Raw genomic sequence first — 12190 nt, forward strand, 5'->3', positions numbered from 1 at the left:
ATCCGTTTTTTGCTATACATCCAGATAATGAAGCGGTTCATAATCGACATTTTTTGCCTTGCCAAACCCACGGTCAATATACTGCTGATTGCCATTTTTTCCGCCGTGGCGCTGGATGCGTGTGCTTTCGCGCAGGGCGGCTGCTGTGGGAATGCCGTCATGGATTTCTGTCAGACGCATGAAGAAAACTCCTTTCAATTGCTATAACAGCTTTTTTGCTAGGATACGAAAAAGAATGTGATTTTATACGAGGATTGGCGAGATTTGCTTCGTATATTTTTGTGCGCAAAGGGAGAAGGTATTCATATACCTTTGAACGAATGGAGTGACAGGATTGGCTTATTACGGAAAGGTGGAAATCAGCGGTGTGAATACGGCAAACCTGCCCGTTCTGACAGGAACAGAGGCAAAGGCACTGTTTATAAAATGCAAGGCAGGGGACGAAGCTGCCCGTCAGCAGCTGATAGAGGGGAATTTGCGGCTGGTGCTTAGTATTATCAAGCGCTTTGAAAACCGCAATGAAAATATGGATGATTTGTTTCAAATTGGTGTGGTGGGGCTGATTAAGGCGATTGATAATTTTAATATTGAGATGGATGTGATGCCTTCAACATATTTCTGCCCCATGATTATTGGGGAGATTCGCAGATATCTCAGGGATAACAACACCATTCGGGTGTCGCGTTCTCTCAGGGATACGGCGTATAAGGCGTTACAGGTGAAGGAACGGCTGATGGCAGAGAGGGAAAAGGAGCCGAGCATAGAGGAAATTGCGAAGGAAATGGGGATGAGCCGAGAAAATATCGTGATGGCAATGGATGCCATTCAGGATCCGGTTTCCCTTTTTGAGCCGATTTATCATGACGGCGGCGACACGCTTTTTGTGATGGATCAGGTGAGTGATGAAAAGAACGGCGATAGGCTCTGGCTGGAAAATCTTTCTCTGAGCGAAGCTATGCAGCACCTCAATGAGCGCGAAAAGAAAATCGTAAATCTACGCTTTTTTGAAGGCAAAACACAGACAGAGGTCAGCACAGAAATCGGCATTAGTCAGGCGCAGGTTTCCCGTCTGGAAAAATCTGCTTTGCAGCACATGCGAAAGTTTATGTAAGGGATTATGGGAAAACGAAAAAAGGTAGTCGAATATTCCTATAAAAGGTGTAGACAATTTTCTTTTGATAGGATAAAATGAAAAGCAAAGGGGAATTTTTAGATACCCGAAGGAAAGAAGGCTTTTTGAATATCAGGAGGAAAAATATGAAAATAAAAGCAGAAGACACCGCGGCATTGATTATCGATTTTCAGGAAAAACTGGTGCCTGCCATTGCAGATCATGATGAAATTGTTGCAAAGGCAGCTATTTTTGCGGCAGGGTTGAAGGAATTTGGCGTTCCTATGGCTGTGACACAGCAGTATACAAAGGGACTGGGCGAAACTGTTCCTGCGATGAAGGAAGCCATTGGCGCATTTGAACCCATGGAAAAAACAGTTTTCTCCGCAATGGGCTGTGATGCCTTTGTGGAATGGGTAAAGGCACAGGGCAAAAAGACAATTTTGGTTTGCGGCGTGGAAGCACATATCTGCGTGCTGCAGAGTATTATAGATTTGATTGGTGAAGGCTATCGTGTATTTATTGTGGCGGACTGCGTTGGCTCCAGAGTGGTATACAATAAGGAGTATGCAATCCAGAGAGCTGTGCAGGAGGGTGCATTCGTAACTACCTGCGAGGGCGCGCTGTATGAAATGACACAGGGGGCAGGCACACCCCATTTCAAAGCAATTTCAAAGCTGACAAAATAATGATTGGAGGCCTCAATTCCTGAGAATTGGGGTTTCTTTTTTGAGTAGGTTTTCAAGAAGGAATGAGAAGAATGCACATAAAAGAACATTTTCAGACAATTACATACCATAGAAGGCTGGTGCGGCAGGGCTGCTTCCGAGTTGGGCTTTACTGGCAGGGGTTGACGCATGATTTGAGCAAATACAGCCTGACAGAATTTTTGGTCGGTGCGAAATATTTTCAGGGTGATTGCAGCCCCAATAATGCAGAGAAGGAGGAGAAGGGCTATTCCTCCTCCTGGCTGCATCATAAGGGCAGAAATAAGCATCATTTTGAATATTGGATTGATTATTCCATGCCCGGCAGCAAGGGGCCGCTTCTGATTGGGATGAAAATGCCCCTGCGGTATGTGGTGGAAATGTTCATGGATCGCATTGCAGCATGCAAGGTTTATCAGAAGGAAGACTATACCGATGCAAGCCCCTGGCTGTATCATCAGAAAAGCAAGCGTGTACAGGCGGTGATGCACCCCGAAAGCCTTGCTTTGCTCAATCACTTACTGCAAATGCTGGCAGAGGAGGGGGAGAAAAAGACCTTCGCTTATGCAAAACAGCTGGTACAAAAGGACAGAATCAGCCGATGGAAAAAATGCTTTGGAAAAAAGCAGGGCAAACGAGGTGAATGAGATGAACAAAGGAAAGGTAGTAGTAGGGATGAGCGGCGGCGTGGACAGCACGGTTGCGGCATATCTTTTAAACAAGCAGGGCTATGAGGTGACAGGCGTAACACTGCGGATGTGGGACGGAGAAGGCACAGAGAAGGCGATTGCCGATGCAAAACGGGTGGCAGATTCCATCGGGATTTCCCATGAGGTACTGGATTGCAGAGAAGCCTTTCGTACCTGTGTGGTGAATGATTTTATCGGACAGTATCAAAAGGGCGTAACCCCGAACCCCTGTATCGTCTGCAACCGCATGGTAAAGGAAAAATCTCTCCTGGATAAGGCGAAGGAAATCGGTGGGAAGTACATTGCAACGGGGCACTATGCCCGTATCGAAAAGCATCCGAAAACGGGACGTTATGCCATCCGAAATTCCGCAACCGCCGAAAAAGATCAGACGTATGCGCTTTATCGGCTGACACAGGAGCAGCTTGGCGCGATGCTTCTGCCTATTGGGGAATATACCAAGGACGAGGTGCGCAAGATTGCGGAAGCCGTGGACGGCTTTGTGGCAAAAAAAGGCGAAAGTCAGGATATCTGCTTTATTCCCGATGGGGATTATGCCGCCTTCATTGAAAGAGAGGGCAAGCTGACGGAAACGCCCGGTAATTTTGTAGATATGGACGGGACTATTTTAGGTAAGCACAAGGGCTTGATTCATTATACCATCGGGCAGAGAAAGGGGCTTGGCATTGCGCTTGGCAAGCCTGCCTTTGTGTATCGTTTGGATACGGAAAAAAACGAGGTTGTTCTTTCCGATAATGCGGCATTATTCCGGACAACGCTTTGTGCCGACAATCTGGCATACATGGCGTATGATAAATTTGAGGACGGACAGCGTTTTCTGGCGAAAATCCGCTATGCGCATAAGCCTGCATGGTGTACTGTGTGGATGGTCGGGGAGGATAAATTAGAGGTTGTCTTTGATGAACCGCAAAGAGCGATCACGCCCGGGCAGTCACTTGTGCTGTATGATGGGGAATTTGTTGCCGGTGGCGGATTTGTATTATAATTAAGGCAAAAATGAAAAAGCTTTTTTGAAAATGCAAAAGGGGAGTATCCCGAAGCTTGTGCAGTCTTCAAACTGATGAAAGATAGAATTACTCAGCTTGGAGGTTTGCAAAAGCCTTGGGATACTCCCTTTTTTGCGTAGCTTAGATATTATTTTTTTATTCTTTTTTATTGCTCCGAGGAATTGTTTTCTTTAAAGGTCGGCTCTATTTGATATTTTTGTATCTTACGATAGAGCGTGCGAAGGCTCATATTCAGCTTTTTGGCAATAATTTTTTTCTGTTCGACACCCCAACCATAGTGATTCAGCATTTCCAGAATAATTTTTTGCTCTGCATGCCCATTCAAATGCAGCAGGGCTTCCGGAATAGGCTCCCTTTTGTTCTCAACGAAATCTATCGGCAAGTCCTCAGAAGTGAGAATACTGCGATTTGTTACATTTACGCAATATTCGATGATATTTTGCAGCTGGCGGATATTGCCGGGCCAATCATAAGATTGGAAGAGCTTCATAATTTCATTATCAATTCGTAATACGTTTTTATTCAGAATTTTGTTATAGCGCGCTAAGAAGTATTCACTCAGCAGTTCGATATCCTGTTTTCTTTCACGCAATGCAGGCAGATAGACAGGAAGAACATTCAGTCTGTAGTAGAGATCCTCTCGAAAGGTTTTCTCTTGTATCATTTGCAGTAAGTCCTTATTGGAGGCAGCGATGATACGAATATCAATGGAACGGGGTGTTACGCCGCCAATGCGCTCTACCACCCGGTCTTGAATTACGGTGAGCAGTTTTGCCTGAATATTCAGAGGAATTTCGCTTACCTCATCCAGAAAAATGGTGCCGCCGTCTGCCAATTCAAACTTACCGGGCTTTCCCTGCTTTCTTGCGCCGGTAAAGGCACCTTCTTCATAGCCGAACAGCTCGGATTCAAACAGGGATTCGGGAATACTGGAGCAGTTGACGGAAATGAAGGGCATTTCCTTTCGGTTGCTTTCATAGTGCAGTGCCTTTGCAATCAGACCTTTACCGGTACCGGTTTCCCCATGGATAAATACAGTGGAAGGGCTGTTTGCAATCCGAACTACCTGCTTCTTTAGCTGCTTGATTTCTTGGCTGGTTCCGATGATGTCGTCAATGGAAAAGCCGATATCCTGATTGAGGGTGCTTGTTTCTTCGGAAAAAGTCGATTTGGTTTGTTTGGTATATTCCGGTTTAATAATGGTGGCAATCAGTTGTCCACCTGCATTAAAAATGGGAAAGGTTTCAATTTGAATTTGTGTATCCTCCTGTAAAGAGACAATATAGTTATTCAGCTTTTTTCCGGATAATAAATGATAGAGAGAATCCTTTGGCAAGGTCTCTAAAAAGGCCTGCTCCTGAAAAATATGGGAATCACGGAAAAAGCCGAAGGCGGTATTTTCTGCCAAAACACTCCCATTAGAATTCACAGCCAAAAGGGGATAGGGAGCAATTTCCAATGTGGTTTTCATGATTTCCTGTGCAGCATCGGGATATTCCAAAGAATTTTTCCCTGCGGCAATAGTACCGATGGAGGCAGCACAGTCCTCAATTAAGGTAATCGTTTCCTGTATATTTTTCGGGGTGTTTGCGCGCCTGCTCTTGGAAAAAGAAACAAAGAGCAAAACACCAATCGGAACGCCGTTGCAGCAAACACACTGAGAAATTTCAAAGGTGGCCGGACAATTATGATAGCAGGAGCAGCCGCCGCAAATATCCTTTTCGCCGGGAGAGGTATTGACGACCTGTTTTAAGTGAAAGACTCTTTCGATAGGGGGTTTATAGACCTTTGTTCCCCAAATTTTTTCGTAGGAATCTGTATAGGCAACTAAGTCGATATTTGTGTCATAAATGGCACAGGTTAACCCGTAATGGTGGCTGAGCATGGCAAAAATAGATTGAATCTCTCGTTGACATTTCTTTAAAAGAGTCATTTTATCCCACTTCCCTCACTTTTTGTATCAAAATAAGTACTTTCTGTTAAGTTTTTGCTAAGTTTGGCAAATAAAATTTACGAGTTTGTCAATTTGGCAAATAAACTGACATACTGTTTCGTTATTCTTGCCGTAAAAATCTCAAAAAAGATGCCATTTTTTATTTTTACGTTAAAAAGACAATTAAAATTTAAAAATAATGAAACTTTTTTAACGTATCAGTAAAAGTTGGCACGGAATTTGCTCTATATATAGGCAAATACAACAAATCCAAACAGGAAGGATAAAAATATGAGAAGAAGAACCTTCCTGAAAGGATGTGTTGTACAAAAACCAATACGTTAATTTTAGCAAAAAAGAGTTAAATTTTCAAGGAGGTTATTATGGAAAAGTTGAAGCTGAACATTTCAAGATGCAAAGGTTGTTATTTATGTATGAGTGTATGTCCTACGAAATCGATTTCCATCTCCGATCATGTAAACAAAAAGGGATATGCGGAAATCCAGGTGGATCAGGAGAAGTGCGTTGGCTGCGGCTCCTGTTACAGAATGTGTCCCGATTATGTATTTGAAGTATTATAAAGAAGGGGGAGTAGACAGATGGCAAAAGTGTTAATGAAAGGCAATGAAGCATTAGCAGAATCCGCTTTGCGTGCAGGCTGTAGATTTTTCAGCGGATACCCGATTACACCGCAGACAGAGATATTGGAATATATGTCTTGGAGAATGAAAGAGGTTGGCGGCGAATTTGTGCAGACCGAATCTGAGGTTGCCGGCATCAATATGCTCTTTGGTGCAGCAGCGGCAGGGGCAAGAGCCTTGACCTCCTCCTCCGGCCCCGGCTTCTCCTTGAAGCAGGAGGGCATTTCCTATCTGTGTGGGACAGAGCTTCCTGCGGTAATTGCAGACGTAATGCGTATCGGTTCTGCGCTGGGAAATGTATTCCAAGGACAAGGCGACTACTGGCAGTTGACCAGAGGCGGCGGTCATGGGGACTATCGTACCATCGTATTGGCACCTAACAGTGTGCAGGAAAATGCAGACATGGCGTACGAAGCCTTTGATTTGGCAGAAAAATATAGACATCCCGTAATTGTAGCATCTGATGCAGCTATCGGTCAGATGGTAGAGGCGGTAGAGCTGAAGGAATTTAAAGAGCATGATATCAATACATACGATTGGGCAGTCAGAGGAAGAAAAGATGACGAGCCGAAGCGTACCGCAGAAAACGTATATTATGCAATGGGTGCAGATAATTATAAGGAATATCTTTTGAAAAAATATCAGGAGATTGAAGAAACAGAACAGCGTTGGGAATCCTTCTGCACAGAAGATGCGGAGATTGTTCTGGTTGCCTATGGCATTAGCTCCAGAGTCAGCAAAGAGGCAGTAAAGATTGCAAGAGCAAAGGGCTTGAAGCTTGGGCTGATTCGTCCTCGTACCCTGTGGCCTTATCCGAGAAAGGCATTCGATGCACTGAGAGATTCCGTTGTTGGGTTCCTGAGTGTGGAAATGAGTATTCTGGGGCAGATGGTAGATGATATTAAGCTGGCAACAGACGGTAAATATCCCGTACACTGCTATAATGAGTTTGCAAATGTGCCGGAACCCGACATTGCAATTCAGATGGCAGAAGATATGTTGAAACAGTATAAGAAATAAGGGAGGGAATCAAACATGAAACTGCAAATTCCGAAAACCATTACATCTGTGGAGAGCGGCTGGTGTCCCGGTTGTGGGCATGGTATCGTAGCAAGAATTTTGACTGAGGTCGCTGAAGAAATGGGTGTTTCCGATAAAGTGATTATGGTTAGAGACGTTGCTTGCGGTGCAATGATTTCCAATGTTGTTACATTTGACAACGTAGGCGGCGCACACGGCAGACCAATCATTACAGCCTGTGGTGTAAAAAGAGTGCGGAAGGATGCACTGGTTATTGCGCATCCCGGCGATGGTTCGGCGTATTCCATCGGTATGGAAAGCACCATCCATGCAGCGCTGCGAAATGAAAACATTTTGGCACTGGTTGTAAATAACTGTGTATTCGGCATGACAGGCGGTCAGATGTCTCCGGCAACACTGATAGGGCAGAAAACAACATCCTCTCCCGCCGGCAGAGATTTGGCATATAACGGTGCCCCCTTTGATGTAACAAAGGCATTGAAGGATTTTGACATTGCTTATCTGGCGAGAGGTTCTGTGGATAGCCCCGGCGAGGTAATGAAGGTAAAGCAGTATATCAGAAAGGCACTGGAAAAACAGCAGAGAGGCGAAGGCTTCTGTCTGGTTGAGGTACTTAGCCCCTGCCCGACAAACTGGGGACTTTCTCCTGTGGATAGCCTGACCTTTATGAGAGAAAAACAGAAAGCGTTCTTTCAGGTTGGCGAATTCGTTGATAAAAATGCGGAAGGAGGTATGTGATTATGAAGGAAATCATTTGTGCGGGCTTTGGTGGACAGGGCGTTCTGGTAGCCGGTATGATTATTATTTATGCAGGCATGGGCGAAGGAAAGCAGGTCACATGGTTCCCCTCCTACGGTGCAGAAATGCGTGGCGGTACAGCAAACTGTACAGTAAAAATCAGCGAAGAGGAAATTGCCAGCCCTTATGTAAAACAGATTGATGTTTTGATGGCAATGAACGAAACATCTATTGATAAATTTGAAAGCAAGCTGCGTCCCAACGGGGTTCTGCTGGTAAACAGCTCTATCGTATCTCCCAACAGAGAATATCGTGATGACATTCGTGTGATTCAGGTTCCTGCAAATGACATTGCAGCACAGACGAATAACCCGAAGGGGCTGAATATCATTATGCTAGGCGCATTGGCAGAGGCAACAGATATTTTTGAGAAGGATTATCTGAAAAAATCAATGAATCAATATTTTGCGGATAAGGGGAAAAAGAACCCAAAAAATGATATTTGTTTTGATGAAGGCGCTTCCTATGTGCATAAATAAGGAGGTATTGTATGGATATTTCAAAATTATTAAGACCTAGAGCAGTTGCGGTTGTTGGTGCCAGTGAGAAATCCGGCTTTGGCGGTGACACCTGTCGGAATATTTTAGAAAACCAAGCAGATACTTCCCATGTGTATCCGGTTAATCCGAAAAAAGAAACTGTATTTGGAAAAAAATGCTATCCGACATTGGCAGATTTGCCGGAGGAGATTGATTTGGTTATCCTTTGTACCTCTCAGAAAACCATTGTGGATTTCCTGAAGCAGGCAAAGGCGAAGGGTGCAGGTGCAGCGGTTGTTTATGCCAGCGGCTATTCCGAGGTAGGTACAGCTGAAGGGAAGGCTTTTGAAAAGGAATTAGTTGATGCGGCAAAGGCACTGGATATGGTTGTTATGGGCCCCAACTGTGCAGGCTATATCAATTTCGGTGATGATATTTTCAGCTTTGCATTCATTGGGGATTATAAAGGGAAAAAGGGCAACATCGGCTTTGTATCTCAGAGCGGTCAGTTCTGTATTGATATGATGAAGAGTGCGGAAATGAAATATTCCTTTGCAATTTCTGCCGGAAACAGTGCGATGGTGCAGATGGAGGATTACCTGAACTTCCTGATTGATGACAGCAATACAAAAGTAATTGCATTGTATCTGGAAGGGGTAAAGAATCCGCATAAGTTTGAAGCTTGTTTGCAAAAGGCGATGGAAAAGAAGAAGCCTGTAGTTATTTTGAAGGCAGGCAGAAGCCCGAAGGGGCAGGCAACCGCAGCCTCTCATACAGGCAGTATGGCAGGCAGTGATAAGACCTACGATGCAGTGTTTGAAAAATTCGGCGTAATTCGTGCAGATGATATGCAGGATTTGCGCAGCACAGCCTCTCTGCTGGCAACACTGCGGGTATTGCCGAAAAAGCCTGCATTCTCTGCAATGTGCTTATCCGGTGGGGAAACAGCGGTTTCCGCAGATACCGGCTTCCTGCATGGCATTGAATATCCCGATTTTTCTGAGGTAACCTTGAAAAAGCTGAATGATATGCTGCCGGATTTTGCAACACCCAGAAACCCTCTGGATATGACAGCAGCCCTGTGCTATGATGCAGATGCGTTTGCATCGGGGATTACAACCGTTATGTCCGATCCTTCGATTGAAATGGGCTTGGTTGGTTTGACAATTTCCGATAAAGTAACGGTTTCTAATGACATCATGTTTGAAGGGATTCGCAGAGCCTTTGAGCAGATTCCCGATAAGCCTTTGGCTGTGATGAGCTTCATGGAGGCAGCAAGAAATAAGGAATTGGTGGAACGCTTCCAGAATGCAGGTATTCCTGTTTTGCCGACAACAAAATATGGTTTCCGTGCATTACAGCATTTACAGGATTTTATTTCGCATGATACTATAAAGCGTGAGGCGCGTCTGGCAATTCCGGAAGCCCATTCTGCAAACACAAGGGCGTTGAGTGAATATGAAAGCAAAAAGCTTTTGGCAGATAATGGTGTTCCTGTAGATTTGGGATATATTGCAAAAACAAAGGCAGAGATAAAAGAGTATGCGGAAAAGATTGGCTATCCTTTGGTTATGAAGGTTGAATCCAATGATATCCTGCATAAATCCGACGTTGGCGGTGTTATGCTGAACATCAAATCTCTGGAGCAGGCAGAAGAAGCCTATGACAAGATTTTAGCAAATGCTGCACAGCATGCACCGAATGCGAAAATCAACGGTATTCTGATGCAGAAGATGTTAAAAGCCGGTACAGAAATGATTATTGGCTTGAATAGCGATCCTCAGTTTGGACCAATGCTGCTGGTAGGCATGGGTGGTGTCTTTGTAGAAGTATTCAAGGATGCTGCTTTGTATCCGGTACCGCTGAATCATGATGAGGCATTGCACATGCTGCAGTCCTTAAAATCCTTTAAGCTGTTGAACGGCTATCGTGGGAATCCGCCCGCTGATATTGAGGCCTTGACAGATATGATGGTAAAAATCTCTGATTTTGCATATCGCAAGAAGGATACCTTAAAAGAATTGGATATGAACCCGTTGTTTGTTTATCCAAAAGGCGAAGGCGTTGCCATTGCGGATGCCCTTGCTGTAATGTATGAAGAAGAAAAATAAAGAGGTTGGAGGATACGGTTCATAGCGGTGAATCGTATCCCTCCCCTCAAAATAACCGAATGAAAATATGGAGGGATGCACAATGACAGAACAAGGGAAGGTAAAAAGGAAACCAACGTTAGCGGAATCTTTAATGGCTGTTCTGTTCCTAATCATAATTATTGTTGTGGGGAATGTATTCTTCGGGTTATCAGTAGAGTTGATGTTTGTTGTAGCCATCTTCTTTATAGGCTATATTGGAAAAAGATGTGGCTTTACTTATAAAGAAATCAAAGACGGGATGATTGGCTGTGTTGCGGAAAATGCAGAGATGATGGTAATTATGCTGGGCATCGGCTTTGTTATCGGCACATGGGTATTTGCCGGTACGGTTCCTGTTATGATTGGCTGGTTGGCTGAATTGATTAGTGTAAAATATGTTTTGGTTTTATCATTTGTTTTTTGCGGCATTATCGCTATGATTATCGGTACCTCCAGTGCAACGATGGGTACCATCGGTGTTATCATGCTGGGTGTTGCAACCATTCAGGGTATAAACCCCGGTATCGCAGCGGCGGCTGTTATCAGCGGCTCCTTCATCGGGCAGGTTTGTTCTCTGCTGGCAGATATGGTTAACTACAATGCCTCCATCACAGGCAATACACCGTCTTCGGCAATCAAGCTTTGTATGCCGGCAGAAGCGATTGGTGCAATCGTATCTATTGCATTTTTCTTCTTTATCGGGATGCGGATGAATGCAGAGACCACACCCGAATCCTTGGAGGAAATCAATCGTTTGGTGGAAACCGTTTTCACTTGTTTTAAAAATTCTCCGATCGTTTTACTTCCGGCTGTTGTTCTGTTCCTTCTGGTTATTAAGAAGGTTGATGTTATCCCGACGCTCTTTACCTCCGGTATCGTAGCTCTTTTGGTAGGGATTTTCTATCAGGGCTTCTCCATTCAGGCGGCATTTTCTTCTGCCTATTCCGGATTTAACACCTCCATGCTCAATCTTCCGGAGGGCACAGAATTGATGCCTCAGTTTGTCAGTCTGGTGAGCCGTGGCGGCATGTTCTCCATGGCAGATTTCTTGATTTCCATTCCAATCATGATGGCTTATTGCGGTGTGCTGCAAACGATTGGTGTAGCACAGGTGATTTCCGAAACATTGCTGAAGGATATCAAAAAGGCAGGCAATGCAATTGCAGTCAACACTTTTGCATCTATGTTCCTGTGTGCAGCAACCGGTAGTGTTATGGCTCCCGGCGTGCTTGCCTCCAAGATGTTTACAGGCGTTTATGAAAGAAGCGGCATCAGCAGAAGAAATATGGTTACTTCGTTCCAGTTCTCCTGTACAATGGGCGTACTGCTTTTCCCCTGGTGTGCGGTTACGGTATACGCACAGAGTATTGTAGGCGTGAGGGCAATTCAATTTATTCCTTATCTGACATTGGTATATGTGCCGATTATTATGAACATCATCTTTGGCTATTTGGGAATTGGCGTTGTAAAGCTGAAGGATGATAAGCTGACGGAGCCTTTGACGGTTCCTCCCGTGGCAGATACCGTAGGAGAATAATGCAGGAGTATAAAAGTGATAGAAAACAGAATACATAAACAGCGTTTGAGATAAAAAGAAACCGGAACTGAGCGAGTGGAAAGAAGGCGTGTCT

12 protein-coding genes are annotated in these 12190 nt (G+C 44.5%); 10 read left to right on the forward strand and 2 right to left on the reverse strand.

The annotated features are described in order from the left end of the window. Positions 1-12: 12 nt before the first annotated feature. Positions 13-180: a hypothetical protein gene (locus GPK49_RS02110; protein WP_016408120.1), complete on the reverse strand. Its 168-nt coding sequence runs from the start codon at positions 178-180 to the stop codon at positions 13-15. A 154-nt stretch (positions 181-334) separates the two neighbouring features. On the opposite strand from GPK49_RS02110, the gene sigG reads away from it, so the two are divergent. The 4 genes from sigG to mnmA all read left to right on the forward strand — a co-directional run bounded on the left by sigG (position 335) and on the right by mnmA (position 3513). Next, positions 335-1111, forward strand: coding sequence for an RNA polymerase sporulation sigma factor SigG (gene sigG, locus GPK49_RS02115; protein WP_215676587.1), 777 nt, complete (start codon positions 335-337; stop codon positions 1109-1111). 146 nt (positions 1112-1257) lie between these two features. Continuing rightward, entirely contained in the window at positions 1258-1800 is a 543-nt protein-coding gene (locus tag GPK49_RS02120) for an isochorismatase family protein (RefSeq protein WP_016408122.1), read from the forward strand. Between the two features lie 71 nt (positions 1801-1871). Next, complete coding sequence (locus GPK49_RS02125) at positions 1872-2465, forward strand: DUF5662 family protein (RefSeq protein WP_215676588.1); 594 nt, start codon at positions 1872-1874, stop codon at positions 2463-2465. Between the two features lies 1 nt (position 2466). Next, positions 2467-3513: a tRNA 2-thiouridine(34) synthase MnmA gene (gene mnmA, locus GPK49_RS02130; protein ID WP_318283812.1), complete on the forward strand. Its 1047-nt coding sequence runs from the start codon at positions 2467-2469 to the stop codon at positions 3511-3513. Between the two features lie 167 nt (positions 3514-3680). Here mnmA and GPK49_RS02135 read toward each other — a convergent pair whose 3' ends face one another. Next, positions 3681-5468, reverse strand: a complete 1788-nt coding sequence (locus tag GPK49_RS02135) for a sigma 54-interacting transcriptional regulator (RefSeq protein WP_215676590.1) — start codon at positions 5466-5468, stop codon at positions 3681-3683. 383 nt (positions 5469-5851) lie between these two features. Between GPK49_RS02135 and GPK49_RS02140 the strand changes: the two genes are divergently transcribed. The 6 genes from GPK49_RS02140 to GPK49_RS02165 all read left to right on the forward strand — a co-directional run bounded on the left by GPK49_RS02140 (position 5852) and on the right by GPK49_RS02165 (position 12096). Then, positions 5852-6049 (forward strand): 4Fe-4S binding protein, encoded by a 198-nt coding sequence (locus GPK49_RS02140; protein WP_215676591.1) that lies wholly within the window; start codon positions 5852-5854, stop codon positions 6047-6049. An 18-nt stretch (positions 6050-6067) separates the two neighbouring features. After that, positions 6068-7129, forward strand: a complete 1062-nt coding sequence (gene vorB / locus GPK49_RS02145) for a 3-methyl-2-oxobutanoate dehydrogenase subunit VorB (protein ID WP_215676592.1) — start codon at positions 6068-6070, stop codon at positions 7127-7129. A 15-nt stretch (positions 7130-7144) separates the two neighbouring features. Then, positions 7145-7888, forward strand: a complete 744-nt coding sequence (locus GPK49_RS02150; protein WP_215676593.1) for a thiamine pyrophosphate-dependent enzyme — start codon at positions 7145-7147, stop codon at positions 7886-7888. Positions 7889-7890: 2 nt separating this feature from the next. Then, positions 7891-8427, forward strand: a complete 537-nt coding sequence (locus tag GPK49_RS02155) for a 2-oxoacid:acceptor oxidoreductase family protein (protein WP_331479472.1) — start codon at positions 7891-7893, stop codon at positions 8425-8427. 11 nt (positions 8428-8438) lie between these two features. Continuing rightward, a complete protein-coding gene (locus GPK49_RS02160; RefSeq protein ID WP_215676594.1) occupies positions 8439-10538 on the forward strand; it encodes an acetate--CoA ligase family protein in 2100 nt (699 codons plus the stop codon). Positions 10539-10620: 82 nt separating this feature from the next. Further along, positions 10621-12096, forward strand: a complete 1476-nt coding sequence (locus GPK49_RS02165) for a Na+/H+ antiporter NhaC family protein (RefSeq protein WP_215676595.1) — start codon at positions 10621-10623, stop codon at positions 12094-12096. Positions 12097-12190: the final 94 nt, after the last annotated feature.

Source organism: Clostridium sp. MCC345, from assembly GCF_018785345.1.
Classification (GTDB): Bacteria; Bacillota; Clostridia; order Lachnospirales; family Anaerotignaceae; genus Anaerotignum_A; species Anaerotignum_A faecicola.